Source organism: Nocardiopsis camelliae (genome assembly GCF_028993595.1).
GTDB classification, from domain to species: domain Bacteria; phylum Actinomycetota; class Actinomycetes; order Streptosporangiales; family Streptosporangiaceae; genus Nocardiopsis; species Nocardiopsis dassonvillei.
The window spans coordinates 4,362,636-4,388,195 of record NZ_CP118614.1 but is presented as its reverse complement, the minus strand read 5'-3'; the positions used below and the strand labels follow the sequence as shown (position 1 = coordinate 4,388,195).

The window sequence follows — 25,560 nt, the reverse complement described above, 5'->3', positions numbered from 1 at the left end:
CGACCGCGGCCCCGGCCGGACCCGCGTCCGGGACGCACCCCGGCGCGCGACACCACGCCACGGAGGACAGCCAGTGAGTACCACCCACGCCGCACCCGACCGCGAGAGCCTGCGCGACCTCGCCGTGAGCGTGGCCGCGGAGGCGGGAGAGCTCGCCGCCAAGGGGCAGGCGGGCATCACCGTGCTCGACACCAAGTCCAGCCCCACCGACGTCGTCACCGAGATGGACCGGGCCGCCGAGGAGCTCGTCCGCACCCGCCTGCTCGCCGCGCGCCCCGACGACGCCTTCCTGGGGGAGGAGGGCGGCGGCGAGGGCGGCACCAGCGGTGTGCGCTGGGTCGTGGACCCCATCGACGGCACCGTCAACTACCTGTACGGCCGGTCCGACTGGGCCGTGTCCGTCGCCGCGGAGGTCGACGGCGTGGTGGTGGCCGCCGCCGTGAACGTCCCCCGGCTCGGTGAGTCCTACGAGGCGGTGCTCGGCGGCGGCGCGCGCCTGAACGGCCGCGTCCTGGAGGCCCCGCCCGCCGTGCCGCTGGAGCAGGCCCTGGTGGCCACCGGCTTCGGGTACTTCCCCGAGCGCCGCGTCCAGCAGGCCAGGGTCCTGCTGGAGGTGGTCCCGCGCATCCGCGACATCCGCCGCGGCGGGTCGGCCGCGGTGGACCTGACCGGGCTCGCCGTGGGCCGCTGCAACGCCTACTACGAGCGCGGCCTCCACCCCTGGGACTGGTGCGCCCCGGGCCTGGTGGCGAGCGAGGCGGGCCTGCGGCTGGGAGGAGCGCGCTCGGGGCCGCCCAGCAACGACCTGGTCATCGCCGCCCGCCCCGGGCTCTACGAAGCCCTGGAGGCCCTCCTGGCCCCGTTGGGCGCCGACACCGACGGCTGACGGGAACCCGGTCCCCGTGACGCCCGGGGGCCCAGGGTCCCCCGGAACGCACGAGGGGCGCGGCGGGCCGTGTGCCCACCGCGCCCCTCAGCGCTTCTCGTGCTTCTCAGGCGCAGGTGTCGACGCCGTTGCGAGCCGCGATGCGGTACAGGTCCTCAAGCTCCGACGCATGCGTGTCGGCGAGGAATTCGTCTCCGGCGGCCTGAGCAGCCTGGAACGACCGGTAGGTCTCGTTGATACGGACCTTGATCTCCGCGAGGAACTCGCCCATTGCACCTCTTCCAGGGGTAAGCGCCGGGGCACGACGGTGCTCCGGCGCGGAATCCGTTGGCGCACGCCATGGCGTGCGCACGGTCGAAGTGTCACGTCCCTGTGACATGCGTGCGCGTCGCGGTCCGGCCGGGGGCCGGTGTCCACGCGTGCGTCCTCCTCCTGTACCCCCGCCGCACCTTCGCCCAAACCACCGGAAACCGGTGTGATGCTTTCGTGATCCACCGCGGCCGCCCCCGCCCTCCGGGGGCCGGGTGCCGCCGCGTCGGGCCGGGGCGCGCCGGAAGCCCCGGAGCCGGGCCCCTGGGTGCGGATTACACCATGTGTCGGACAAGGGTGTCCCATGACACATTTTCCCGGGAGGGCTGGTGCTTACTTGTTTCTTATTCTTGATGTGTCAGATTTGAGATGTGCGGGGTTAAGTCGCTGCCGGCGGTTGGGGGATTCGCCGGCGGCGGCTCCCCGTGCCCAGGGGAGCGTGAAGCTCCCGGCCCAGCGCCCGCGTTCACGCGGGGCGAGGAAAGCGGGCGGTTCGCGAAACCGCCCCGACGGGTTTACCGTCTCCTTACCCCGACTGTGAAAGAACGGATGACGCGGCCGGGACCAAGAACGCCGCTGCCGGTGTGTTGGGGGATGCGCCGGCAGCGGCCCCCTTTCTTTGCGGACCAACGCTCGAGAAGGACAACGTGCGCGTACTCGTGGTCGAAGACGAACGGGTCCTGGCCGACACAGTGGCCGTCGGACTGCGGCGCGAGGCGATGGCCGTGGACGTGGTCTACGACGGCGACGCCGCCCTGGAGTACACCGCGGTCAACGACTACGACGTCGTCGTGCTGGACCGCGACCTGCCGGGCACCCACGGCGACGACGTGGCCCGCGCCCTGGTCCAGGAGAGCTACAACGGCCGCATCCTGATGCTCACCGCCTCCGACGGCGTCCAGGACAAGGTCGAGGGCCTCACCATCGGCGCCGACGACTACCTGGCCAAGCCCTTCGCCTTCGCCGAGCTCATCGCCCGGGTCCACGCCCTCGGCCGCCGCTCGGCGCCCCCGCTGCCCCCGGTCCTGGAGCGCCACGGCATCACGCTCGACCCGGCCAACCACCGCGTCCACCGCGACGGCCGCGAGGTCACCCTCACCCCCAAGGAGTTCGCCGTCCTCCAGGTGCTCATGCGCGCCCAGGGGACCGTGGTCAGCGCCGAGGGGCTGCTGGAGAAGGCCTGGGACGAGAACGCCGACCCCTTCACCAACGTCGTCCGCGTCACCGTCATGACCCTGCGCAAGAAGCTCGGCGACCCGCCCGTCATCCAGACCGTCCCCGGCGCCGGGTACCGGCTGTGAGACCGGCGGAGCGGACCGAACCGGGGCAGGTCGAGCCCACCCGCCCCGGCGACACCGGTACGTGGCGACGCCTCAACACCCTCACGCCCGAGGGCGGGGGCGCCGAGCGCTCCGCGGCCGCCGCCCGTGTGCACCACTTCACCGACAACCTCAGCCTGCGCGCGCGGCTCACCCTCATCTACGGGATGCTGTTCTTCGCCGCGGGGTCCGTGCTGGTCCTGGTCAACTACCTGATCGTCGCGGTCCTGCTCAACGCGCTCCTGGTCGAGCAGAGCTTCGCCGAGCTGCGGGCGCACAGGGACCTCATCGAGCAGGTGCTCACCCACGTCACCCGGTTCTCGCTGCTCGCGCTGTTCCTGGTGGGCCTGCTCGCGGTCGCCCTGGGCTACGCGGTGGCCGGAAGGGCGCTGTCCCCGCTCCAGAAGATCACCCGCATCGCCCGCCGCCTGTCGGAGCGCTCCCTGCACGAGCGCATCGCCCTGTCCGGGCCCGACGACGAGATCCGCGAGCTGGCCGACACCTTCGACGGCATGCTGGAGCGCCTGGACCGCGCCTTCGACGGCCAGCGCCGCTTCGTCGCCAACGCCTCGCACGAGCTGCGCACACCGCTGGCGATCAACCGCACCCTGCTGGAGGTGGCGCTCAGCGCCCCCGACGTCTCGGCCGACCTCAAGAGCGTCGGACAGACCCTGCTGGAGACCAACGCCCGCCACGAACGCCTCATCGAGGGGCTGCTCCTGCTCGCCAAGAGCGACCGCGAGCTGGAGGTCCGCGCCAAGGTCGACCTGGGCGAGGTGGCCGGGACGGTGCTCAGCCAGCTCAGCGCGACGGTGGCCGACTCCGGCCTGAGCCTGCGCCGGGACCTGCGCCCCGCGACGGTGGTCGGCGACCCCGTGCTGCTGGAGCGGCTCGTGGGCAACCTGGTGGAGAACGCCCTCAAGTACAACGTCGAGGAGGGCGAGATCACCGTGCGCAGCGGCATGTACGAGGGCACGCCCGCCGTCCAGGTGGAGAACTCCGGCAAGGTCATCCCCGCCTACGAGATCGAGGGCCTGTTCGAGCCGTTCCGCCGCGGCTCCGGCGACCGGGTCGGCTCGGGCCGCAGCGCGGGGCTGGGCCTGTCCATCGTCCGGTCCGTGGTGCGCGCGCACGAGGGCGCGGTGACCGCGTGGCCGCGCGCCGGGGGAGGACTGGTCGTCACCGTCCGCCTTCCCCTTCCTCCGGGAGAGGGCGCGGAGCGGCGCTGAACCCGCCCACCGGGCCGAGCTGCGTTTGGCCGGTCTTCGTGGTATCTATACGTGTCCGATGACACGCCGGCCCGTGTCACGGGTGCCGACCCCGGGTGGGTATGCTTCCCCGGGCGTGGACACGGAGGGAATCCCTCCTGACGTGGGCATGTCCTGCTTTTCGTCCGCCCTTGGGGGAGTGTCCCGCGCTTTGTCCGGAGTGGGCGAAAACGGATTTCCCAGGTCTACGAGGCAGCCGACGTTGGGTAGTACACAGGGGTACGGCCCCGGCGCAGCCACACGTGGCCGCCTTCGGTCACGAAGCGGCGAAAGTGCTGCTGACCTGTGGACAGTGGCCCGGGAGGGGACACGGTCCGCCGACGTCGGGAAAACTCATCGGCCGAACCGGGCACAACCAAGGTCTCTCAAGCGTTACACCCGCGCGACGAGGCACTGAACGAGGGGGATGGGAGTTAGCAGAGATGGCCACCGACTACGACAGCCCGCGCAAGACTGACGAGGACATCAACGAGGACAGCCTCCAGGAGCTGCAGGCGCGGCGCGTGGACAAGGGCACCGGCACGATCGACGTCGACCCCGACGAGGTCGCCGAGGGCATGGAACTGCCCGGTGCCGACCTGTCGGGCGAGGAACTCGCGGTGCGCGTGCTCCCGCGCCAGGCCGACGAGTTCACCTGCTCGCGCTGCTTCCTGGTGCACCACCGCAGCCAGCTCGCCGAGCAGCGCGCCGGTCAGCTGGTCTGCAAGGAGTGCGCCTGACCGGACGGGACGGCCCCTGAACCGTCCCGTCCCCGGCGGCTCCCGACCGCGCGGTCGGAAACCACCCCGCCGCCGTCCGGAGGGAGCGTGTGAGGCCTTCCGGGGAGCGCGGTGGAACACGACGGCGGACGGCCGACCACACTGCGGTGCGGTCGGCCGCCCGCCGTCGTCGCCTTCGCGGCGTCAGACCTCCAGCTCGCCGGGGCCGGCGCCGAACATCCTGGCGCGGGCGGCGCGCACGGCCAGCACCCTGGCCACCTCGGTGCCGACACCGGCCATCACGGCCCAGCTCAGCGCCGTGCCCAGGCTGATGTCGGGGGAGTCCACGTCCGTGGGCGGCTCCTCGCCGGTCACGCGGGTCCAGGCAAAGTTCAGGGCCTTGCGCATGACGTACTGCGCGGCGAACCCGGCCGCGAAGCCCACGAGGGCGGGGCCGAGGTCACCGCCGTCCTTCTTAGCCATCGAATCCTTCACCGTTTTCCGTTGGGTGTACGGAGGATGCGCGGCCCGCGCACACCCTCCCGTGCGTACGGGGCGATCCTTTCACGTCCTTTCCCGGGAGTCAGGGGCCAACCCCGCGCCAGCGCGCCCGGGGTGCGCCGACCCCCGCTGTGACGGCCCGAAACCCGGAGCGACCACGGCCCCGAGCGCACTACCATTGCCCCATGACCAACGGCTCTCATTCCTTCCGCATGCCCGACAAGCCCTCGCTGGACGGTATCGAGGCGAAGTGGGTCGACGTATGGGATGAGTCCGGCGTCTACCACTTCGACCGCACGGCCGAGCGCGCGGACGTCTACTCCATCGACACCCCGCCGCCCACGGTGTCCGGCTCGCTGCACATCGGCCACGTGTTCTCCTACACGCACACCGACACCGTCGCGCGCTTCCAGCGCATGAACGGCAAGGCCGTCTTCTACCCCATGGGCTGGGACGACAACGGCCTGCCCACCGAGCGGCGCGTCCAGAACTACTACGGCGTGCGCTGCGACCCGTCGATCCCCTACGACCCGGACTTCCAGCCGCCCGCCAAGCCCGACCCCAAGCGGCAGGTCCCCGTCTCCCGGCGCAACTTCATCGAGCTGTGCGACCGGCTCACCGCCGAGGACGAGAAGGTCTTCGAGTCGATCTGGCGCCGCCTCGGGCTGAGCGTCGACTGGCGCCACACCTACGCCACCATCGACGACAACTCCCGCGCCGCCGCCCAGCGCGCCTTCCTGCGCAACCTGGCCCGCGGCGAGGCCTACATGTCCGAGGCGCCCACCCTGTGGGACGTCACGTTCCGCACCGCGGTCGCCCAGGCCGAGCTGGAGGACCGCGAGCGCCCCAGCGCCTACCACAAGATCGCCTTCCACAGGCTCGACGGCACCCCGGTCCACATCGAGACCACCCGCCCCGAGCTGCTGGCCGCCTGCGTCGCCCTGGTCGCCCACCCCGACGACGAGCGCTACCAGGACCTGTTCGGCACCACCGTGCGCACCCCCGTCTTCGGCGTGGAGGTCCCGGTGCGGGCCCACCGCCTCGCCGACCCCGAGAAGGGGTCCGGCATCGCCATGATCTGCACCTTCGGCGACACCACCGACGTCACCTGGTGGCGCGAGCTCCAGCTGGAGACCCGGCCCGTCATCGGCTGGGACGGCCGCATCATGGCCGACCCGCCCAAGGGCCTGGAGAGCGGCCCCGCCCGCGAGGCCTACGACACGCTCGTGGGCGCCACCGTCCACACCGCGCGCGAGCGCACCGTCGCCCTGCTGCGCGAGAGCGGCGACCTGGTCGGCGAGCCGGCGCCCATCACCCACCCGGTGAAGTTCTACGAGAAGGGCGACAAGCCCCTGGAGATCGTCACCACCCGCCAGTGGTACATCCGCAACGGCGGGCGGGACGAGGACCTGCGCCAGCAGCTCCTGCGGCGCGGGCGCGAGCTCACCTGGTACCCCGAGCACATGCGCGCCCGCTACGAGAACTGGGTCGAGGGCCTCAACGGCGACTGGCTGATCAGCCGCCAGCGCTTCTTCGGCGTGCCCTTCCCGGTCTGGTATCCGCTGGACGCCGACGGCAACCCGCGCTACGACGAGCCCATCGTCCCGGCCGAGTCCCAGCTGCCCGTCGACCCCAGCTCGCAGGCGCCCGAGGGCTACACCGAGGACCAGCGCGGGCGGGCGGGCGGGTTCATGGGCGACCCCGACGTCATGGACACCTGGGCGACCTCCTCGCTGTCCCCGCAGATCGCCTCCGGCTGGGAGCGCGACCCGGACCTGTACCGGCGCGTCTTCCCCATGGACTACCGGCCCCAGGGCCAGGACATCATCCGCACCTGGCTCTTCTCCACCGTGGTGCGGGCCCACTTCGAGAACGACACCCTGCCCTGGAACACCACCGGCATCTCCGGCTGGATCCTGGACCCCGACCGCAAGAAGATGTCCAAGTCCAAGGGCAACGTCGTCACCCCGTTGGCGCTGCTGGAGAAGTACAGCTCCGACGCGGTCCGGTACTGGGCGGCCAGCGGTCGCCTGGGCACCGACACCGCCATGGACGAGGGTCAGATGAAGGTCGGCCGCAGGCTGTCCATCAAGATCCTCAACGCCAGCAAGTTCGTCATGTCCGTGGCCGGCGAGGGCGCCGCCGCCGACCCCGCGCGGGTGACGCAGCCGCTGGACCGGGCGATGCTGGCCGCGCTGGCCGACGTCGTGGAGGACGCCACCTCCGCCTTCCGCGCCTACGACCACACCCGGGCCCTGGAGCGCACCGAGCGCTTCTTCTGGGACTTCTGCGACGACTACCTGGAGCTGGTCAAGGCCCGCGCCTACGACACCGGGTCGGCCGAGGGCGCCTCCGCCCGGGCCGCGCTGCTGGTCGCCCTGGGCGCCCTGCACAGGCTCTTCGCCCCCTTCGTGCCCTTCGTGGCCGAGGAGGTCTGGAGCTGGTGGCAGGAGGGCTCTGTCCACGCCCAGCGCTGGCCCGACACCGCCGAGTACCGCGCCGCGGCGGCCGACGGCGACCCCGCCGTCCTGGCCGCCACCGCCGAGGTGCTGCGCGCCGTGCGCAAGGCCAAGTCCGAGGCCAAGCTGTCCATGCGGGCCGAGGTCGAGCACGTCAGCGTCTCGGGCAAGCGGGTCGACGCCGCGCGCGCCGCCAGCGCAGACATCGCCGCCGCGGGCCGCGCCGCCGGGATCGACTTCCGCACCACCGACGACGCCGAGCTCACCGTCGAGGTGACCCTGCCCGAGGCCCCCGCCGAGTAGGGCCACGGACGAGCGCGAACCGGGGGCGGCCCGCACGGGCCGCCCCCGTTCGCGTACCGGCGGTGCTGGACACCGGTTCATCGCCCGGAGAGCGATAGGCTCGGCCGATGTGAGTACCACATCCCTGGAAGGCGGACGGATCCCCGTCACGGTCCACCGCCTGGACCCCGGCCTCCCCCTGCCCGAGTACGCCCATCCCGGTGACGCGGGCGCGGACCTGTACACCGCCGTCGACGTCACCCTGGAGCCCGGGCAGCGGGCCACGGTCCCCACCGGCCTGGCCATCGCCCTGCCCGACGGGTACGCGGCCTTCGTGCACCCGCGCTCGGGCCTGGCGGCGCGCTGCGGGGTCACGCTCGTCAACGCGCCCGGCACGGTCGACGCCGGGTACCGCGGCGAGATCAGGGTGACCCTGATCAACACCGACAGGGACACCCCGGTGAAGCTGACCCGGGGGGACCGGATCGCGCAGCTGGTGGTCCAGCGCGTGGAACGGGCGGTGTTCGTCGAGGCCGACTCCCTCCCGGAGTCGGTGCGGGGAACGGGTGGTTTCGGTTCGACCGGGGGGCACGCCGCACAGCGGTGACGGCGCCCCGAATCCCCGGAGTCATCCGGGACCGACGGAAGCGAAGAGGTGAAGGCGTGTTCGGACGCCGCCGCAAGAAGCGGGACGAAGAGACCGAGAGAACGGGGACGCGGGCCGAGCCCGGGCGCGAGGGCGCCGCCGGAGCGGTCTCCTTCGGCAACGAGATCGAGCCGGAGCGCTCCCGGGAGCAGCAGCCCAAGGACGCGGACCGCCACCGCTCCTCCGGGCCGTGGGACTCCACCGAGGACGCTCCCGAGGCCGAGCGGATGGACCTGGGCAGCATGCGGCTGCCCATGGAGCAGGGCACCGAGATCCAGGTCAACGTCGCCCAGGACTCCCAGGGCAAGCAGAAGATCATCGGCGTCACCCTGGTGCGCGGCAAGAGCGCCCTCCAGGTGCAGCCCTTCGCCGCGCCCAAGTCCTCCGGACTGTGGGCCGAGATGCGCGAGGAGCTGCGCGAGCAGGTCGTCAAGCAGGGCGGCAAGGCCGAGGAGCACGACGGCACCTTCGGCCCCGAGCTCAAGGCCCTGGTCCCGGTCAAGGGCCGCACGACCGAGGACGGCAAGCAGCTCGCCCAGCGGGTGCGCTTCATCGGCGTGGACGGGCCGCGATGGGTGCTGCGCGGCGTGATCCGCGGCGAGGGCGCCTCCAAGCCCGAGGTGATGGCCGAGGTCGAGCACCTCTTCGCCAACATCGTGGTGGTGCGCGGGGACCACCCTGTGCCGCCCAGCGAGCTGCTGCCCATCACCGTGCCCAAGCAGATCCAGGAGAAGATGGCCGAGGCCGCCAAGGCGCGCGCCGCCCAGCAGGCGGCCCAGCGCGGCAACGCGGGCCGCTCCCCCAACGGCGCCGCGCCCGGCACGGGGTCCGGGGGGAACGGCGGCCAGCCGGGCGGCGCCGCGGGCGGCTCGGGGGAGTAGGGGCCCTTCCGGGACGGAGCGGGACCCGCGTCACCGGGGAGGCGCCGGGCGGGGCGCGCCGTCTTCCGTAGTCTGTGGCACATGACGCAGACGACGGAGAACAGCGCGCCCCGCCCGCTCCCCGAGGACTGGAACCGGGCCCTGGCGGTGGTGGCCCACCCCGACGACCTGGAGTTCGGCAGCTCCTCCGCGATCGCCCGCTGGACCGGCCAGGGCAAGGACGTGGTGGAGCTGCTGGTCACCCGGGGCGAGGCGGGCATCGACACCATCGCCCCCGAGGAGTGCGCGCCGCTGCGCATGGCTGAGCAGCGCGCCTCGGCGGCGGCGGTCGGCGCGGGCACCGTGGAGTTCCTCGACTTCCCCGACGGCACCCTGGAGTACGGGATCCCGCTGCGCGCCGCGCTGGCCGGGGCGATCCGGCGCCACCGCCCCGACGTGATCGTCTCCATCAACTTCCGCGACCACTTCGCGGGGTCGAGCGCCCTCAACCACGCCGACCACCGGGTGCTCGGCCCGGCCCTGCTGGACGCGGTCCGCGACGCGGCCAACCGGTGGGTGTTCCGCGAGCAGCTGGAGGAGGGCCTCCAGCCGTGGTCGGGCGTGCGCTTCGTGGCCTTCGGCGCCTCGCCCCTGGCCGCCCACTACGTCGAGCTGGGCGAGGCCGACCTGGCCGCGGGAGTGGCGTCGCTGGACGCCCACGCCCTCTACCTGGCCGACCTGGAGGGGTTCGACCAGAAGTCCTTCCTGCCCCGGGCCGCCGCCCGGGCGGGGGAGTGGGCCGGGGTCCCCCTCGCCACCGCCTTCGAGGTGTTCGAGGTCTGAGCCGCCGCCCGCGTGCGCGGGCGGCGGTACGGCCCCGGCGGGGTCAGGAGGCGGGGCCCGGGTCCACGGGATCGGTGACGCGGCCCAGGAACAGCACCACTCCGCCGCGGCGCAGCACGAACACGAACGGCCGGTCCACGGTGAACTGGACCGGCCTCGGCGCGACCGCGGCCGCCCGCAGCATCATCACGGCGGTCGCGGCGGCGCCCTCGGCGCCCTTCTCGTCCACCCGCAGCACCGACTGGTGCAGGATCTCGTCGGCGCGCAGCGGTTCCGGGCTGATCCCGTCGAAGCGGGCCTCGTCCGTGGCCAGGTCGCGCACGCCCAGGGCCGCCAGCGGTTCGAGCAGGGAGGCGTCGGTCTCCACCCTGAAGCGCGGCAGGGCCAGTTCCACCTGCTGGGAGGAGCGGTGGCCGTACAGGTCCGCGAGCGCGTCGGCCGTCACCGGGGCGGGGGAGGCGGAGCGCTCGTCGGGCAGCAGCACGTCCAGGGTCAGGCCGTGGTCGCCCTCCAGGCTCACCATGCCCCACCCCCGGGCCCGCGCGTGCGGCAGGCGGGCCGAACGGTGCATGGTGGGCACCTTCCGCCTGCCCGACGGGGTGTGGAAGGCCCGGTCCCGGGTCCGGGCGGGGTCGAAGGGGTCGGGCCAGGCCAGCTTGACCCAGAGCGCGTTGACCAGCAGCAGCCGCACACCCGGGTGGACGCTGCCCGCGGGGAGCAGCTCCTCGATCAGGCCGCGGGTCACCTCCGCCACCCGGGCGTTGACCCGTGAGCGCACGCCCTCGGAGTCGTGCTCGAAGTCGGCGTTCTCCACCTCGGCCCCGGCGCGCTCGCGCACCCGGGACGCGAAACCCGGCAGGACCTCCAGGTCGGCGGGCACGTACAGGCCGTTGAGGCTGGCCAGGTCGAGCCCGGGCTCGGCGGCCACGGCCGCGTCCAGCTCCTCCAGCTGGCCCCGCACGTCCGCGCCCAGCAGCGCCTCCAGTTCGGCCAGGGTGCGCTCCCGGGCGCCGGTGGCCAGCAGTGCCAGCACCGTGCCCACCGAGTGGGGTGACCACACGTGCGACTCCCCCGGCCGGGCCAGCACCCGGTCCAGCGCGGCGGCGAACTCCAGATGGTCCCGGCGCGGGGACGTGCTCGTCTGCATGGGCTCCTGCTCGCTCTCGGCTCCGGTGTCTGGTCGCCAGCGTACGGAACGGCCCTCCTCCGCCGCCAGGGTGCGCCGCCGGGTGAGAAGCCGCACGCGACAAGCCCGGACCCAGGGGGACAAAGGCGGGCGGAGCGCATCCGCGCGACCACCGCGCGTACCCCGCGACCGGTCGCACGTCACATAGGCTTGGGCCGACACGGCGCGCGGAACCGGGTTGTACGCCCCGCGCGGCGACGACCGCCCACGACCGAACCCGAGCAGGAGCAGGATGACTGAGCACCAGCGGGCCGCCGAGGAGGCCGCCCCGGCCGCCGGGGCGGACGACAGGGCCGAGGCGGCCGCGGCGGACACCCCGGACGCGGGGGACGCCACCAGCCGGGAGCGCGACTCCGACCGGGGCGCCACGGCGGCGGACCGCCCGGCGGTCACCGAGGACACGGTCGAGGCGCTCGTGCGCTCGCAGCTGGCCAAGGCGCTGGGCGGCAAGCGCGGCATGGTCGAGGCGGCGGTGCCCACCCTGACCTTCACCGTCTCCTACATCGTCAGCTCGGAACTGCGGCTCTCGATCGTCCTGGGCGTGGTCGCGGCCCTGGTCCTGGGCGCGGTCCGGCTCGTGCAGCGCTCCTCGGTGCAGTACGTGCTCACCAGCCTGTTCGGCATCGGCATCGCCGCGGTCTTCGCGATGCGCAGCGGCAACGCCGCCGACGCCTTCCTGCCGGGCATCATCTACAACGCCGTCTACGCCGTGGTGCTGAGCCTGTCGGTGCTGGTGCGCTGGCCCGCGATCGGGCTGATGATCGGCCCGTTCATCGGCGACAAGGAGGACTTCACCTCCTGGCGCGCCAACCCGGCCGTGGTCACCCTGGCCTCACGCCTGACCTGGCTGCTGGTCCTGCCCTGCGTGATCCGCGTGCTCGTGCAGTACCCGCTGTGGATGGCCGACCACTACGGCTGGGCCGACACCTTCGCCCTGCTGGGCTTGTCCAAGGTCGCCATGGGCTGGCCGCTCCAGGTCGCGGCGTTCGCGGCCATGGTCTGGGTGCTGGCCCGGGGGCGCACCCCGCTGGAGGAGCGGGGGCACCCGGCCCGGGAGGAGACGGCGGACTGAGGCGGCGCCCCGGCGGACGCGAGCCCGAAATGCTCCAGGGAACACGACCTAGAGGTCGGGGCCGTCCGCCGAGCCCAGCAGGGACTCCAGGGCGCCCAGGGCCTCGGGCTCGGCCAGGAACACCACGGTGTCGCCCACCGACAGGGTCCGGTCGGGGTCCGGCGGGCGCACCCCGCCGGGGCCCACCACCGCCACCAGCGCCACCCCCTCCGGCAGCGACTCCGCCAGCGCGCCCTCCGGTCCGCCCGCGAACGGGCTCGCGGCGTGCAGCACCGACTCGGCGATCTCGGCCCCCGGCAGCGGCGGCAGGGAGTCCTCCCCGCCCGGCTCCTCCTCGGGGACCCCCTCGACCAGGTCGGCGATCAGCCGCGGCGGGGAGACCGCCAGGTCCACACCCCAGGACTCGTTGAACAGCCACTCGTTGTCGGGGTCGTTGATGCGGGCGATCACCCGGTCCACCCCGAACTCGGTCTTGGACAGCAGGGACACCACCAGGTTGACCTTGTCGTCGCTGCTGGCCGCGACCACCACGTCGAAGTCCTCCAGGCGGGCGTCCTCCAGCGTGGCCAGCTCGCAGGCGTCGGCCAGCAGCCACTCCACCTGGGGCAGGTCGTCCACGCCGATGGCGCGGGTGTCCCGGTCGATCAGCAGCACGTCGTGGCCGCTGCCCGCCAGCTCCGTGGCGATGGAGCGCCCCACGCTCCCGGCTCCCGCGATGGCGATCCGCATCTCACCCACGCCCCGTCTCGTCGTCGTCCAGCCGCAGCCCGTCCAGGTCGCGGCCGCGGGCGACCACGTGCAGGACGTCGCCCTCCTCCAAAAGCTCACCGGAACCGGCCAGGAGGATCCGGCCCGCACGGGTCAGGTAGACCACCCGCACCGGCGCCCGCTCCTCCAGGTCGGCGACGCGGCGGCCCGCCCACCCCGGCGGCAGGTTCATCTCGTTCATGGCCAGGGTCCCGGACGCGTCCTGCCACTCCGGCCCGGTGGTGAGCCGACCGTCGCCCGGCACCATCCGGCGCAGGACCGCGTCGGCCGTCCAGCGCACCGTCGCCACCGTGGGTATGCCCAGCCGCTGGTAGACCTCGGCCCGGCGGGGGTCGTAGATCCGCGCGACCACGTTGTCGACGCCGAAGGCCTCACGGGCCACCCGCGCCGAGATGATGTTGGAGTTGTCCCCGTTGCTGACCGCGGCGAAGGCCCCCGCGCGGTCGATCCCGGCGGCGAGCAGGACCTCCCGGTCGTGGCCCTGCCCCCGGACCGCGTGCTTGGCCACGGAGCCGCGCAGACGCCGGAACGCCTCGGGGTCCTGGTCGATCACCGCCACCGTGTGCCCCAGGTCAACCAGGGTGTGCGCGAGGGTGGACCCCACCCGGCCGCACCCCATGATCACGATGTGCACCTCGCCCGCACTCCCGTCGAGATAGCCGCCGCGCACGCCGTGGTTACGCGTGCGCACAGTGACACCTTGGCACAGACGCGGCCGACACGCTCGGCCGCCCCGGCCGTCCACAGGCCCGTCCGGGAGGCGGGTTCCGCCAGGTAGATTGGGAACGGTTGGTGGCTGTGCGCGCAGGGTCACCCGTCATGTGACCCGACCATCTCTGAGGACGACCGCCATGAACCGTGTGGGACAGGATTTCGAGCTGACCGTGGACGACGTCGCGCACGGGGGCTGGTGCGTGGGGCGCTACGAGGACCAGGTGGTCTTCGTCCGCCACGCCCTGCCCGGCGAGCGGGTCCGCGTCCGCGTCACCGAGCAGACCTCCCGCTTCCTGAGAGGCGACGCCGTCGAGGTCCTCCAGGCCTCCCCGGACCGCGTCCAGGCCCCCTGCCCGGCCGCAGGGCCCGGCAAGTGCGGGGGCTGCGACTGGCAGCACGCCGCCCCGCGGGCCCAGCGGGACCTCAAGGGCAAGGTCGTCGCCGACCAGCTGCGGCGCATCGCCGGGATCGACCGCCGGGTCGAGGTGGAGGAGCTGCCCGGCACCCCCGACGGCCTGGGCTGGCGCACCCGCGTGCGCTTCGCGGTGGACTCCGACGGCCGCGCCGGACTGCGCCGCCACCGCTCCCACGACATCGAGCCCGTCGAGCGCTGCCTCATCGCCCACCCCGGCGTGACCGAGCTCGGCGTGACCGACGTCAGCTGGGAGGGTGTCCGCGACGTGGAGGCGGTCGCCTCGGCCTCCTGCGCCGACCGCGCCGTCGTCGTCACGCCGACCGGGGCCAAACTGGACTCCCTGCCCGAGCTGGGCACCTCCAGCGCGGTGCTGCGCCGGTTCAAGGGCGGCCGCGTCCAGCAGGTGCGCGGGCGCAGGGGCGTGCGCGAGAGGGCCGACGGCCGCGAGTACCGCGTCAGTGCGGGCGGCTTCTGGCAGGTGCACCCGGCCGCCGCCGAGGTGCTCATCGCCGCCGTCCTGGACGCCCTGGAGCCCAAGCCCGGCGAGACCGCCCTGGACCTGTACTGCGGGGCGGGCCTGTTCACCGGCGCGCTGGCCGCCGCCGTGGGCCCCGAGGGCCGCGCCATGGGCGTGGAGAGCGGGGCCGAGGCCGTGCGCGACGCCCGGTACAACCTCAAGGACATGGAGCAGGTCCGCGTCGAGCGGGGCGACGTGGCCGCCCAGCTGCGCGAGTGGGCGGACGTGCGCGCCGACGTGGTCGTGCTGGACCCGCCCCGGGCCGGTGCGGGCGCCGAGGTGGTGCGCTCCCTGACCGGGACGCGCCCCCGCAGGGTGGCCTACGTCTCGTGCGACCCCGCCACGCTCGCCCGCGACCTGGCCGCGTTCGAGCGGGCCGACTACCGCCTGGTGGACCTTCGCGCGTTCGACGCCTTCCCGATGACCCACCACGTGGAGTGCCTGGCGGTGCTGGAGCCGGTCCACCCGGCCCGCCGCCACCGGGAGGGCTGATCCCGCGGTCCGGCGGGGCCGCCCCGGCCCCGCCGGACCGCCCCGGGCCCGAGCGCCGACGCGCGGGCCCGGAACCGCACCGGTGGAGTCGGCGGGGGGCCGCCGGGATTCTGCGCACGGGGAGTGGCCTCGTTTCTGGTGCGGCGTGCCCGGAAGCCTAGGGAGGAGGGCGTGGCCGGACCAGAGCTCGGGGCATAGGCGATTCGATAACCCGGTCGCGGCTCAGCCGCACACGGGTCGGGCGTACCGCCCCGGGTCCTCCTCGTAGGTGTGGTACTGGTGCTGCGGGTAGAGCCGCCGCCAGTCCCCGGGCCCGGCGGGTCCGGTGGAGGACTCCCGCAGCGGGGTGTCCAGCAGCCGGGCCAGCTCCAGGCTGGTGGTGCGCGGGTCGGTCAGCCTCTCCCAGTTCCGCTCCAGGACCCGGCTCACCCGCTCCTCGGGCAGGTCGGCCATGGCCAGGGAGAGCTCCAGGTCCACCGGGGAGGGCCGGTAGGCGTACAGGTTCGCGGCCAGCGTGTCCAGGGTGTCGTAGCGGGACATGCCCTCCACGCCGGCGGCCAGCCACGCCGCCAGCAGCACGCGCGCCTGCCCGGTGCCCAGGCATTCGGTCTCGTAGGGGTCGGGCAGGCCCAGGACCACCCGGGCCGCCTCGCCCACCATCGCGGTCTGCCAGTAGTGGTCCCAGCCGTCCGTGTACGCGTGGACCACCACGCCCCGGTCCCGGGGCACGTCCAGCTCCCGGTGGTAGGAGAAGCTCTCCTGCCACACCACGGGCATGCGCTCGGGCGGGACCTCGGGCAGCAGGTCCAGGGCCGGGCCCAGAGCGCCGTGCCAGCGCTCCACCCACGGTTCGAAGCCGGGCAGGGGGCAGTAGGTGACGCCCTCCCTGGTCTGGCAGGGCGGCCCCTGCGCGCCGTACACCCGGCTGTCGGGGATGGGGGTGTACAGCGGCTGGGTCTGGCGGCCGTGGACGACGGTGCCGACGGTGGCGGCCAGCAGTACGGCGGCCGCGCCCAGGCAGGCCGCCCGGTGGGCACGGCGGCCCCGCGCGGCCACGGCCAGGACGGCGAGGAGGGCCACGACCAGCACCGAGTAGACCAGGTAGACGGTGGTCACGTCCGTGACGGAGGGGGCGCTCACGTTGAAGGGGTCGAGGGCGACGCGGGCCGCCCACTCCACCCGCAGCACGGCGCTCGACAGGTTGGCGTCCACCGCCGAGACGCCGTACAGCCAGTAGGCGGGCAGGGCCAGCAGGGCCACGATCAGCGGAAGGTAGGAGCGGGTCCACGCCACCAGGGCGATGGAGAGCAGCGGGCCCGCGGCCGCCAGCAGGAGGGGCGCCGGGTATGCGGACGGGCTCAGCGTGCCCAGCAGGGGAGGGGACAGCCAGTGGTCCACCCCGGCCCACAGCACGACCAGCGCCGTGCTGACCAGCGAGGACGCCGCCATGAGCGCCAGCAGCCGTCCCGTCCGGCCCAGCGGGGAGACCAGGCGGGGGGAGTAGCGGGCCTCGCGCATGGCGGGGAAGGCGACCACGGCGAACAGCATCGCGCCCACGGCCGACGCGGTGGAGTTGGCGTTGTCGTACCAGCCCTCCAGGGTGCCCGACCGGCCAGCCCAGTCCGGGGCCACGAGCAGGTACAGGCCCACGAGGACGCCCGGGACCAGGACCGGGTTGCGGGCCAGACGGAGCGTGTTGAACCAGGTCAGGCGGGCGAACGTGGCCGTGTTCCGGGCGGCGCGCCTCCGGGCGGCGCTCCGGTCCGGGGACGCGGCCTCCCGCCCGGCGGGCGCCTCCTGCGCGGGTCCGGCGCCGACCGCGTGCCGGGTGGGGTTCACCGCTCGCCCTGTTCCACGCCGGTGAGCAGCAGGTAGGCGTCCTCCAGGCCGGGTTCGACCGGTTCCAGGCCGTCGGAGGGGCCGGGCGCGGCGCCGCCCGCGGGGGTGAGCACCCGGTAGCGCCCGTCGGCCAGCCGCCAGGCGGTGTACTCCCGGCCGGGGTGGCCGTCGCGCTCCCACACGTGCCCGCGCGCCCGGTCCACCAGTGCGCGGGGGGTCCCGTCGAAGATCACCCGGCCCGCGTCCAGGCACACCACGCGCTGGCACAGGGCGGCCACGTCCTCGATCTGGTGGGTGGACAGCACCACGGTGCTGCGCACGGCCAGCTCCGAGACCAGGCCGCGGAACCGGATGCGCTGCTCGGGGTCCAGGCCGATGGTCGGCTCGTCCAGCAGCAGCACCCGGGGGTCGCCGAGCAGGGCCGAGGCCAGGCCCAGCCGCTGGCGCATACCGCCGGACAGGCGGCGGACCCGGCTGTGGCGGCGCTCGTGCAGTCCGACCCGTTCCAGGACCCGGCGCACCTCGTCGTGGCGGGCGCGGCGCCCGCCCAGCTCCTTGAGCACCGCCATGTAGTCCAGCAGGCCGAACGCGGTGAAGTACGGGTAGAACTCGGGGTTCTGCGGCAGGTAGCCCAGGTGGCGGCGGATCTCGGTGCGCTCGGCGGCCCGCGCGGGGTCGTGGCCGAGCACCCGCAGTTCGCCGTCGTCGGCCTCCAGGTCGGTGGCCAGGCAGCGCAGCAGGGTGGTCTTGCCCGCGCCGTTGCGTCCCAGCAGCCCGGTCACGCCGGGGCCCAGGTCCAGGTCGATCCCGGCCAGGGCGGTGCGGGTGCCGTAGCGGTGCTCCAGCCCGCGGACGCTGACGGCGTCCCGTGCGGTCGTCTCGCTCACGCCGTCCTCACCCGCAGCAGGAGCGCGCCGAGCAGGGCGGTGAGCGCGCCCGCCCACCACATCTGGGCCTGGGGCGCGAGCAGGTGCAGGGGCGTGGCGTCCTCGGAGGTGGTCAGGACGCCCAGGGCGGCCAGCCACAGCAGCCCCACCGCGGCGCTGGCCGCGCCCAGGTGCATCCAGCGGCTGAGCACGAGGGAGCCGGCGACCAGGGTGAGCGCGGGCAGCAGCCAGAACACCGCCTTCCACGGGGTGTGCGCGTGGGGCAGCAGCAGCGCCGCGGACATGCACAGGGTCAGCGCGGGCACCAGCACCGCGCAGGTGCGCAGGAACAGCAGCCGCTGCCCCGCCAGCGGCGTGACCGAGGTCAGCGCGTGGGCCGGGTCCACCCCGCGCCCGTAGGCCAGGGCCACCCCGGCCAGGGGTACCACGGGGGCGGTGAAGGTGAACATCAGCGAGCCGTGCGGCAGGTGGTGGGCGGCCAGCAGGGCGGCCGTCAGCACCACGACCGTGGCCAGCAGCCAAGCCCGGTACAGGGAGGGGGTGGCGGCCAGCAGTTTGGCGGTGCCCTCGCCCAGCCCCAGCGAGGACAGCAGGGACTCGACCGGGCCGCGCCGGGGGCGGTCCACGACGTCGCGCAGGTCCTCCCAGCTCCGGGCCAGCCAGGGCTCGTCGGCGGGCAGCAGGTCGCGGCAGGGCGCGCAGTGGGTGATGTGGGCCTCCACGGACATGGCCGTGACGTCGTCGGAGCGGTGGTGGGCGTACTCGTGTGCCTGGGCAGGGGTCAGGTGCCAGCTCATGTCAGTGCCTCCCGTAGTCGCGCCTTGGCGCGCATGACCCGTGTCTTGACGGTTCCCTCGGGGATCTGGAGGATCTGCGCGGCCTCCCGGACGGTGAGCCCGTCGAGCACGGTGGCCTGGATGGCCGAGCGCAGCTCCGGCGATAGGGAGTGCAGGGCGGCGCCCAGCGGGCCGTGCTCGATGTTGAGCAGCACGGTGTCCTCGGCGGAGGCGTCGCCGATGGTCTCGTAGGGTTCGGTGTCGCTGTCGGCGATCCAGCGGTTGGCGCGCTTGCGCAGTTGGGAGATGAGCTGGCGGATCGCGATGGTCCACAGCCAGGCCCCGGCGTCGGTGTCGCCGGGGCGGGGGGTGAAGGAGCCCGCGTTCCTCCACACGGCCAGGAAGGTCTCCTGGAGGGCGGCGTCGAGCTGGTCGGGATCGGAGCACCGGTAGCGCAGCCGGGCCCGCAGCCAGGTGGCGTGCCTGCGGTGCAGGAACTCCAGCGCGCGGGTCTCGCCCGCGGCGACGGCGGCCAGCAGCACCGGGTCGGTGCTGTCCGGGTCGTAGGAGGGCGCGCGGCGGAGCGCGCGGCGGAGCAGCTTCACAAGAGGGACTATCGCGGGAGGCGCGCGTTTCGGTTCGGCGGACGGGCGGGGCGCGGACGCGCCTTTTCCACGGTAACCGCGCGGCGGTTCCGGTCTGGTCCGCGGCGTGGGCGAAAATGGGGCTTATGCGTCTGAGGATCTTCCTTGAGCCCCAACAGGGGGCCACCTACGAGGACCAGCTCACCGTCGCCAGGGCCGTCGAGGACCTGGGTTTCGACGCTCTGTTCCGGTCCGACCACTATCTGCACATGGGGGATCACGTCAGCGGCCTCCCCGGGCCCACCGACGCCTGGATCACCCTCGCCGGGCTCGCCCGGGACACCTCCCGCATCCGCCTGGGCACGCTGATGACCGCGGCGACCTTCCGCCACCCCGCGCCCCTGGCGATCTCCGTCGCCCAGGTCGACCGCATGAGCGACGGCCGGGTGGAGTTCGGCTTCGGCTCGGGCTGGTTCGAGGAGGAGCACGCGGTCTACGGGATCCCCTTCCCCGCCACCGCCCGCGAGCGCTTCGACCGCTACGAGGAGCAGTTGGACATCATCACCGGACTGTGGGCGACCCCGGTGGGGGAGTCCTTCCGCTACGAGGGCAAGCACTACCGCCTGGCGGAGGGGCCCGCGCTGCCCAAGCCTCAGCAGGGCCCGCGTCCGCCGGTGCTGATCGGCGGCACCGGCCGCAAGCGCACGCCGCGCCTGGCCGCCAACTACGCCGACGAGTACAACGTGCCCTTCAGTTCGGTCGAGGACACCTCGGCAGCCTTCGAGCGGACCCGGGCCGCCGTGCGGGCCTCGGGGCGCAGCGCGCCGATGGTCTACTCCGCCGCGCAGGTCCTCTGCGTGGGCAGGGACGAGGCGGAGGTGGCCCGGCGGGCCGAGCGGATCGGCCGCGAGGTCCCCGAGCTGCGGGAGAACGGCCTGGCGGGCACCCCCGGCGAGCTGGTGGACAGGATCGGCCGCTTCGCCGAGGCGGGCGCCGAGCGCATGTACCTCCAGATGCTGGACATGTCCGACCTGGACCACCTGGAGCTGGTGGCGTCGCAGGTCGCGCCGCAGCTGGACTGATCCGCGGGCGACTGAACACGGGAGCGGAGCGGAGCCCCGAAGAGGTTCAGTCGGGGGCGGTCGCGGACCGTTGGCGACCGCCCGATAACTTGATATCGAGATACAAGTTAGATACCTTGACATCAAGATAACAGCGGGGTTCCCCTCGGCCCGCTCCCGGTTCGGATGTGTGAAGTTGACCGCTTGAGCGCACCCGGGCCGGACAACGTGGGCGCCCGCTACCAGTGGGCCGCCCGGCCGGTGGCGAGTGGTGTCGCCGCAGGCCACGGCGGGCCTGACGGAGGCCGGGAGGCAGGCGGAGGTCACCCCCGCGGCCCTTCGCCCCCGGCAACCGGTCAGGGCGGCCTCAGTAGGTCCCGCGTCCGCCCCATGGGGGAGGATGCTGGGAACGTAAGTGGCGAGATCAGGAGGCAGACACCGTGTCCGCGAACAGCTTCGGCGCCCGTGACACGTTGCGCGTTGGCGACGAGTCGTACGAGATCTTCCGTCTGGAGACCGTTGAGGGTTCCAGGCGGCTTCCCTACAGCCTGAAGGTGCTGCTGGAGAACCTCCTGCGCACCGAGGACGGTGCGAACGTCACCGCCGACCACATCCGGGCCCTGGGCGGCTGGGACCCCAAGGCCCAGCCCAGCCAGGAGATCCAGTTCACCCCCGCGCGGGTGATCATGCAGGACTTCACCGGCGTCCCCTGCGTCGTCGACCTCGCCACCATGCGCGAGGCCGTGCGCGACATGGGCGGCGACCCGGACAAGATCAACCCGCTCGCCCCCGCCGAGCTGGTGATCGACCACTCCGTCGTCGTCGACCTCTTCGGTCGCCCCGACGCCTTCGAGCGCAACGTCGAGATCGAGTACGAGCGCAACTACGAGCGCTACAAGTTCCTGCGCTGGGGCCAGACCGCCTTCGACGAGTTCAAGGTCGTCCCGCCCGGCACCGGCATCGTGCACCAGGCCAACATCGAGCACCTGGCGCGCGTCACCATGAGCCGGGGCGGCCAGGCCTACCCCGACACCTGCGTCGGCACCGACTCGCACACCACCATGCAGAACGGCCTGGGCATCCTGGGCTGGGGCGTGGGCGGCATCGAGGCCGAGGCCGCCATGCTCGGCCAGCCGATCTCCATGCTCATCCCGCGCGTGGTCGGCTTCAAGCTGACCGGTGAGCTCCAGCCCGGCACCACCGCCACCGACCTGGTGCTCACCATCACCGAGATGCTGCGCCAGCACGGCGTGGTCGGCAAGTTCGTCGAGTTCTACGGCGAGGGCGTGGCCTCCGTGCCGCTGGCCAACCGCGCCACCATCGGCAACATGAGCCCGGAGTTCGGCTCCACCGCCGCGATCTTCCCGATCGACGACGAGACCATCCGGTACATGAAGCTGACCGGCCGCTCCGAGCAGCAGGTGGCCCTGACCGAGGCCTACGCCAAGGCCAACGGCTTCTGGCACGACCCGGCCAACGAGCCCGAGTTCTCCGAGTACCTGGAGCTCGACCTGGCCGAGGTGGTCCCCTCCATCGCCGGGCCCAAGCGCCCGCAGGACCGCATCGCGCTGTCGGAGGCCAAGAGCACCTGGCGCCACGACGTGCGCAACTACGTCGAGGACAGCACCGACGAGGCGGGCGAGGAGTCCTTCCCGGCCTCGGACGCCCCGTCCCAGACCGCCAACGGCGCCCGTCCGCACAAGGCCGTCAAGGTCACCATGGCGGACGGCACCGAGACCGAGATCGACCACGGCGCCGTGGTGATCGCCGCGATCACCTCCTGCACCAACACCTCCAACCCCTCGGTCATGCTGGGCGCCGCCCTGCTGGCCAAGAAGGCGGTGGAGAAGGGCCTGACCCGCAAGCCGTGGGTCAAGACCTCCATGGCCCCGGGCTCCAAGGTCGTCACCGACTACTACGAGCGCTCCGGCCTGACCCCGTACCTGGACAAGCTGGGCTTCAACCTGGTCGGCTACGGCTGCACCACCTGCATCGGCAACTCCGGCCCGCTGCCGGAGGAGATCTCCCAGGCCGTCCAGGACAACGACCTGGCCGTCAGCGCGGTCCTGTCCGGCAACCGCAACTTCGAGGGCCGGATCAACCCGGACGTGAAGATGAACTACCTGGCCTCGCCGCCGCTGGTGGTCGCCTACGCGCTGGCCGGATCGCTGGACGTGGACATCACCACGGAGCCGCTGGGCCTCGACAAGGACGGCGAGCCCGTCTTCCTGGCCGACATCTGGCCCAGCGCCGAGGAGATCCAGCAGGTCATGGACTCCGCGATCGCCTCGGACATGTACGAGTCCGCGTACTCGGACGTGTTCGCCGGTGACGAGCGCTGGCGCTCGCTGCCCACCCCGACGGGCAACACCTTCGAGTGGGAGGGCGAGTCGACCTACGTCCGCAAGCCCCCCTACTTCGAGGGCATGGAGACCACCCCGGCCCCGGTCACCGACATCACCGGCGCCCGGGTGCTGGCCAAGCTGGGCGACTCGGTCACCACCGACCACATCTCCCCGGCCGGCGCCATCAAGCCGGGCACCCCCGCGGCCGAGTACCTCAAGGCCAACGGTGTGGAGCGCCGCGACTTCAACTCCTACGGTTCGCGCCGCGGCAACCACGAGGTGATGATCCGGGGCACGTTCGCCAACATCCGCCTGCGCAACCAGATCGCGCCGGGCACCGAGGGCGGCTACACCCGCGACTTCACCCAGCCCGAGGGCCCGGTGTCGTTCATCTACGACGCCGCGCGCAACTACGCCGAGCAGGGCACGCCGCTGGTGGTCCTGGGCGGCAAGGAGTACGGCTCCGGCTCCTCGCGCGACTGGGCGGCCAAGGGCACCAGCCTGCTGGGCGTGCGCGCGGTCATCACCGAGTCCTACGAGCGCATCCACCGCTCGAACCTGATCGGGATGGGCGTCCTGCCCCTCCAGTTCCCCGAGGGCCAGTCCGCCGACTCCCTCGGCCTGACCGGCGAGGAGACCTTCTCCATCACCGGCGTGACCGAGCTGAACGAGGGCGCCACCCCGGCCACGGTGAAGGTCAGCACCGACACCGGCGTGGAGTTCGACGCCGTGGTGCGCATCGACACCCCCGGTGAGGCCGACTACTACCGCAACGGCGGCATCCTGCAGTACGTGCTGCGCCAGCTGATCGCCAAGTAGGCGGGTCCGCGCGCGGGTGGACCCGTGCGCGGACGCCCTACGCGGCTTCGCGGGGCCGCCACCGTCCGAGCGACGGTGGCGGCCCCGTTCGCGTTCCCACCCTGCCGCGGAAGGTAACGAAAAGGTATAGCCATCGCGGTTTGCCCGCGTCGGCTCGGGTAGCGGCACGGGTAGGGAACGAACGCAACCTACGGCGAAGGAACCGGATCAATGTCAGAGATCATCGAGACGGTGGAGGTCGACGTCCCGGTCACCGCCGCCTACGCCCAGTGGACGCGGTTCGAGGAGTTCCCCTCCTTCATGGAGGGGGTCGACAAGGTCGTCCGCACCGGTGACGGGCACATGCTCTGGACCATCGAGATCGGCGGCCAGAAGAGGGAGTTCGAGGCCGTGGTCACCGAACAGGTCCCCGGGGAGCGGATCGCCTGGAAGACCACGGACGGCACGACCCACGCGGGGGTGGTGACCTTCCACCGCCTGTCCGACACCAGCAGCAGGATCACCCTCCAGCTCAAGACCGTCCCGGAGGGCGTGGTCGAGCAGCTCGGGGACAAGCTCGGGCTGGTCAAGACCCGCGCCAAGGGCGACATGAAGCGCTTCAAGGCCTTCGTCGAGCCCGGCCGGGAGAACCCGACCGGCTGACGCCGGGCCCTGGTCCGGAGCTGGTCCCGGTCCCCCGCAGCCGAGGAGGCCGCGGGGGACCGGTCCGTGTCCGGGGCGGACCGTCCCGGACCCCGGGGCGATCCGCCCCGCACACGCGGACTCCCGGTGCCGCCGTGCGGCGCCGGGAGTCGTCCCTCGCGTCCGGTGTGTCAGTGGCTGCCGCTGCTGACACTGGAGTGGTAGGCCCCGTGGGGACCGGCGTGCGACCAGGAGTGGTAGTACCAGCTGTGGCCGTGCCCGTGGCCGTGGCCGCTGCCGGACTTGACCACGTAGCTGTACGCCCCGTCGGAACCCGCCCCCGACCAGCTGGACGAGTAGTAGCTGTCCGCCGAGGCCAGGGCCGGAGCCCCGAGGGCCAGGACGGGTGCGGCGACGACGGTGAACGCGAAGCGGCGCAGGGTCTTCCTCTGCATGGCGGTGGGTTCCCTTCGAAGCTCGGTGCGGGGAGCGCCCGTGCGGGTGCCGTCGTCTCCGGCCGCGCCGTCGGCGCGGCGCCGGACGTCCGGCGCCACCGGACTACGTCCCTTTCGTCCTTTTTGTCTTCCTCGTTCATCCTGACGCCGGGGCAGCCCAAGAGGGAACACTGGGGACCTGCGCAAACACCAAAATCGGGATGTCGCGCCCCCGACGCGTGCGCGGCGCCGAAGGCGAGCCGGGTCGGCGGCGGCATCCGCGCGCTGGCGCGGGTTCCGCTCGGCCGGACGTGCGGGGGAGTCCCCGGGGTGCGTCCGCGAGGGGGCTCGCGGCTGCCACGGAGGGTAAATCCCGGACATCTCACCCCCACCGGGGCCCCACGTCGGCCCCCATGTGTCCGGGGCCGGCGCCCGGGCGCCGCGGGACCGGGCACCACCGGCGCGCGACCCCCGCGTGTGCGGAGGCGGGCCCGCCTCCTGGAACCCGCCGGGATTCCGGGCGGCCGCGACCCCGCATGTGCGGAGGCGGGGCGTCCGGGGCGCCGCGGCGACCGTCCCGCCCCGGACACGCGGACTCCCGGCGCCGCCGTGCGGCACCGGGAGCCTTCGTGGGAGTCTGCGACCCTTAGCCGGCGCCGCTCTCCGTGCTGGAGGAGTAGGCGCCGCCCTCGCCGGCGACGTTGAAGGACTCCTCGAACCAGGACTTGCCGTCACCGGCGAAGGCCTCGAGTTCGTAGTTGTAGGCCCCGTGGGAGTTGGCGCCGCTGGACTCCGCCTCGTAGTACGCGTCCGCCGAGGCCAGGGCCGGAGCCCCGAACGCCAGGGCGGGTGCGGCGACGGCCGTGATGGCGATGCGGCGCAGGGTCTTCTTCTGCATGACTGTGGGTTTCCCTTCGTGGCTTGGTTCGGGGAGTCCGACGCCGTGCGGGCGGTCGCGG

24 protein-coding genes are annotated in these 25,560 nt (G+C 73.2%); 13 read left to right on the top strand and 11 right to left on the bottom strand.

The annotated features are described in order from the left end of the window. Nucleotides 1-73 precede the first annotated feature (73 nt). The gene (locus PV789_RS19125; RefSeq protein WP_274973914.1) at nucleotides 74-886 is read left to right on the top strand and encodes an inositol monophosphatase family protein; all 813 of its coding nucleotides are present in this window, start codon (nucleotides 74-76) and stop codon (nucleotides 884-886) included. 106 nt (nucleotides 887-992) lie between these two features. Here PV789_RS19125 and PV789_RS19120 read toward each other — a convergent pair whose 3' ends face one another. Continuing rightward, complete coding sequence (locus tag PV789_RS19120; protein WP_200904074.1) at nucleotides 993-1,157, bottom strand: hypothetical protein; 165 nt, start codon at nucleotides 1,155-1,157, stop codon at nucleotides 993-995. A 685-nt stretch (nucleotides 1,158-1,842) separates the two neighbouring features. On the opposite strand from PV789_RS19120, the gene PV789_RS19115 reads away from it, so the two are divergent. The 3 genes from PV789_RS19115 (at nucleotide 1,843) to PV789_RS19105 (ending at nucleotide 4,501) form a co-directional block, all read left to right on the top strand. Next, nucleotides 1,843-2,496 carry a response regulator transcription factor gene (locus tag PV789_RS19115; protein ID WP_026338173.1) on the top strand — a complete coding sequence of 218 codons (654 nt, stop codon included), beginning with the start codon at nucleotides 1,843-1,845 and terminating at the stop codon, nucleotides 2,494-2,496. Next, nucleotides 2,493-3,743: a sensor histidine kinase gene (locus PV789_RS19110; RefSeq protein WP_274973913.1), complete on the top strand. Its 1,251-nt coding sequence runs from the start codon at nucleotides 2,493-2,495 to the stop codon at nucleotides 3,741-3,743. Before PV789_RS19115 ends, PV789_RS19110 begins: the two co-directional genes overlap by 4 nt. A 461-nt stretch (nucleotides 3,744-4,204) precedes the next feature. Then, nucleotides 4,205-4,501 carry a DUF4193 domain-containing protein gene (locus PV789_RS19105; RefSeq protein WP_013153901.1) on the top strand — a complete coding sequence of 99 codons (297 nt, stop codon included), beginning with the start codon at nucleotides 4,205-4,207 and terminating at the stop codon, nucleotides 4,499-4,501. A gap of 183 nt (nucleotides 4,502-4,684) precedes the next feature. On the opposite strand, the gene PV789_RS19100 is transcribed toward PV789_RS19105, so the two are convergent. Next, nucleotides 4,685-4,963 carry a DUF4235 domain-containing protein gene (locus tag PV789_RS19100; protein WP_047869069.1) on the bottom strand — a complete coding sequence of 93 codons (279 nt, stop codon included), beginning with the start codon at nucleotides 4,961-4,963 and terminating at the stop codon, nucleotides 4,685-4,687. A gap of 203 nt (nucleotides 4,964-5,166) precedes the next feature. Between PV789_RS19100 and valS the strand changes: the two genes are divergently transcribed. The 4 genes from valS to PV789_RS19080 all read left to right on the top strand — a co-directional run bounded on the left by valS (nucleotide 5,167) and on the right by PV789_RS19080 (nucleotide 10,071). Beyond that, on the top strand, nucleotides 5,167-7,743 hold the full coding sequence (gene valS / locus PV789_RS19095; RefSeq protein ID WP_274973912.1) for a valine--tRNA ligase: 2,577 nt from the start codon (nucleotides 5,167-5,169) through the stop codon (nucleotides 7,741-7,743). A gap of 109 nt (nucleotides 7,744-7,852) precedes the next feature. Further along, nucleotides 7,853-8,329, top strand: a complete 477-nt coding sequence (gene dut, locus PV789_RS19090) for a dUTP diphosphatase (RefSeq protein ID WP_248771159.1) — start codon at nucleotides 7,853-7,855, stop codon at nucleotides 8,327-8,329. Nucleotides 8,330-8,385: 56 nt separating this feature from the next. After that, complete coding sequence (locus PV789_RS19085) at nucleotides 8,386-9,249, top strand: DUF3710 domain-containing protein (protein WP_274973911.1); 864 nt, start codon at nucleotides 8,386-8,388, stop codon at nucleotides 9,247-9,249. An 81-nt stretch (nucleotides 9,250-9,330) separates the two neighbouring features. Next, entirely contained in the window at nucleotides 9,331-10,071 is a 741-nt protein-coding gene (locus tag PV789_RS19080) for a PIG-L deacetylase family protein (protein WP_274973910.1), read from the top strand. 43 nt (nucleotides 10,072-10,114) lie between these two features. On the opposite strand, the gene PV789_RS19075 is transcribed toward PV789_RS19080, so the two are convergent. Beyond that, nucleotides 10,115-11,218: a serpin family protein gene (locus tag PV789_RS19075; protein ID WP_274973909.1), complete on the bottom strand. Its 1,104-nt coding sequence runs from the start codon at nucleotides 11,216-11,218 to the stop codon at nucleotides 10,115-10,117. A 271-nt stretch (nucleotides 11,219-11,489) separates the two neighbouring features. On the opposite strand from PV789_RS19075, the gene PV789_RS19070 reads away from it, so the two are divergent. After that, a complete protein-coding gene (locus PV789_RS19070) occupies nucleotides 11,490-12,329 on the top strand; it encodes a DUF3159 domain-containing protein (protein WP_274973908.1) in 840 nt (279 codons plus the stop codon). 48 nt (nucleotides 12,330-12,377) lie between these two features. Here PV789_RS19070 and PV789_RS19065 read toward each other — a convergent pair whose 3' ends face one another. Beyond that, nucleotides 12,378-13,067 (bottom strand): potassium channel family protein, encoded by a 690-nt coding sequence (locus tag PV789_RS19065; protein ID WP_274973907.1) that lies wholly within the window; start codon nucleotides 13,065-13,067, stop codon nucleotides 12,378-12,380. Further along, nucleotides 13,060-13,731: a potassium channel family protein gene (locus PV789_RS19060; protein WP_274978180.1), complete on the bottom strand. Its 672-nt coding sequence runs from the start codon at nucleotides 13,729-13,731 to the stop codon at nucleotides 13,060-13,062. Before PV789_RS19060 ends, PV789_RS19065 begins: the two co-directional genes overlap by 8 nt. Nucleotides 13,732-13,948: 217 nt before the next feature. Here PV789_RS19060 and PV789_RS19055 point away from each other — a divergent pair, with 217 nt between their 5' ends. Continuing rightward, entirely contained in the window at nucleotides 13,949-15,235 is a 1,287-nt protein-coding gene (locus PV789_RS19055) for a class I SAM-dependent RNA methyltransferase (RefSeq protein ID WP_274973906.1), read from the top strand. A 222-nt stretch (nucleotides 15,236-15,457) separates the two neighbouring features. Here PV789_RS19055 and PV789_RS19050 read toward each other — a convergent pair whose 3' ends face one another. From PV789_RS19050 to PV789_RS19035, 4 genes are read right to left on the bottom strand one after another with little or no spacing between them, the layout of a single operon-like run. Further along, nucleotides 15,458-17,074 carry a hypothetical protein gene (locus tag PV789_RS19050; protein ID WP_274973905.1) on the bottom strand — a complete coding sequence of 539 codons (1,617 nt, stop codon included), beginning with the start codon at nucleotides 17,072-17,074 and terminating at the stop codon, nucleotides 15,458-15,460. Then, nucleotides 17,071-17,961 carry an ABC transporter ATP-binding protein gene (locus PV789_RS19045; RefSeq protein WP_274973904.1) on the bottom strand — a complete coding sequence of 297 codons (891 nt, stop codon included), beginning with the start codon at nucleotides 17,959-17,961 and terminating at the stop codon, nucleotides 17,071-17,073. Before PV789_RS19045 ends, PV789_RS19050 begins: the two co-directional genes overlap by 4 nt. Beyond that, nucleotides 17,958-18,758: a zf-HC2 domain-containing protein gene (locus PV789_RS19040; RefSeq protein ID WP_274973903.1), complete on the bottom strand. Its 801-nt coding sequence runs from the start codon at nucleotides 18,756-18,758 to the stop codon at nucleotides 17,958-17,960. The genes PV789_RS19045 and PV789_RS19040 overlap by 4 nt, the downstream gene beginning before the upstream one ends. Further along, a complete protein-coding gene (locus PV789_RS19035) occupies nucleotides 18,755-19,342 on the bottom strand; it encodes an RNA polymerase sigma factor (RefSeq protein ID WP_274973902.1) in 588 nt (195 codons plus the stop codon). Before PV789_RS19035 ends, PV789_RS19040 begins: the two co-directional genes overlap by 4 nt. Before the next feature lie 125 nt (nucleotides 19,343-19,467). Between PV789_RS19035 and PV789_RS19030 the strand changes: the two genes are divergently transcribed. The 3 genes from PV789_RS19030 (at nucleotide 19,468) to PV789_RS19020 (ending at nucleotide 24,188) form a co-directional block, all read left to right on the top strand. Beyond that, a complete protein-coding gene (locus PV789_RS19030; RefSeq protein ID WP_274973901.1) occupies nucleotides 19,468-20,403 on the top strand; it encodes an LLM class F420-dependent oxidoreductase in 936 nt (311 codons plus the stop codon). 419 nt (nucleotides 20,404-20,822) lie between these two features. After that, complete coding sequence (acnA, locus tag PV789_RS19025) at nucleotides 20,823-23,546, top strand: aconitate hydratase AcnA (RefSeq protein ID WP_274973900.1); 2,724 nt, start codon at nucleotides 20,823-20,825, stop codon at nucleotides 23,544-23,546. Nucleotides 23,547-23,756: 210 nt separating this feature from the next. After that, nucleotides 23,757-24,188, top strand: coding sequence for an SRPBCC family protein (locus PV789_RS19020; protein WP_013153883.1), 432 nt, complete (start codon nucleotides 23,757-23,759; stop codon nucleotides 24,186-24,188). A 170-nt stretch (nucleotides 24,189-24,358) separates the two neighbouring features. Here the strand turns inward: PV789_RS19020 and PV789_RS19015 are convergent, their stop codons facing one another. Continuing rightward, the gene (locus PV789_RS19015; RefSeq protein ID WP_498047486.1) at nucleotides 24,359-24,721 is read right to left on the bottom strand and encodes a hypothetical protein; all 363 of its coding nucleotides are present in this window, start codon (nucleotides 24,719-24,721) and stop codon (nucleotides 24,359-24,361) included. Nucleotides 24,722-25,247: 526 nt separating this feature from the next. Further along, the gene (locus PV789_RS19010) at nucleotides 25,248-25,499 is read right to left on the bottom strand and encodes a hypothetical protein (protein WP_248771146.1); all 252 of its coding nucleotides are present in this window, start codon (nucleotides 25,497-25,499) and stop codon (nucleotides 25,248-25,250) included. Nucleotides 25,500-25,560 lie beyond the last annotated feature (61 nt).

Excerpts from the sequence above, each read along its gene's own strand:
- PV789_RS19075 (WP_274973909.1), bottom strand. The coding sequence starts at position 11,218 with ATGCAGACGAGCACGTCCCCGCGCCGGGACCATCTGGAGTTCGCCGCC.
- PV789_RS19100 (WP_047869069.1), bottom strand. The coding sequence starts at position 4,963 with ATGGCTAAGAAGGACGGCGGTGACCTCGGCCCCGCCCTCGTGGGCTTC.
- PV789_RS19120 (WP_200904074.1), bottom strand. The coding sequence starts at position 1,157 with ATGGGCGAGTTCCTCGCGGAGATCAAGGTCCGTATCAACGAGACCTAC.
- PV789_RS19080 (WP_274973910.1), top strand. The coding sequence starts at position 9,331 with ATGACGCAGACGACGGAGAACAGCGCGCCCCGCCCGCTCCCCGAGGAC.
- PV789_RS19010 (WP_248771146.1), bottom strand. The coding sequence starts at position 25,499 with ATGCAGAAGAAGACCCTGCGCCGCATCGCCATCACGGCCGTCGCCGCA.
- PV789_RS19055 (WP_274973906.1), top strand. The coding sequence starts at position 13,949 with ATGAACCGTGTGGGACAGGATTTCGAGCTGACCGTGGACGACGTCGCG.
- valS (WP_274973912.1), top strand. The coding sequence starts at position 5,167 with ATGACCAACGGCTCTCATTCCTTCCGCATGCCCGACAAGCCCTCGCTG.
- PV789_RS19020 (WP_013153883.1), top strand. The coding sequence starts at position 23,757 with ATGTCAGAGATCATCGAGACGGTGGAGGTCGACGTCCCGGTCACCGCC.
- PV789_RS19030 (WP_274973901.1), top strand. The coding sequence starts at position 19,468 with ATGCGTCTGAGGATCTTCCTTGAGCCCCAACAGGGGGCCACCTACGAG.
- PV789_RS19105 (WP_013153901.1), top strand. The coding sequence starts at position 4,205 with ATGGCCACCGACTACGACAGCCCGCGCAAGACTGACGAGGACATCAAC.
- PV789_RS19040 (WP_274973903.1), bottom strand. The coding sequence starts at position 18,758 with ATGAGCTGGCACCTGACCCCTGCCCAGGCACACGAGTACGCCCACCAC.
- PV789_RS19070 (WP_274973908.1), top strand. The coding sequence starts at position 11,490 with ATGACTGAGCACCAGCGGGCCGCCGAGGAGGCCGCCCCGGCCGCCGGG.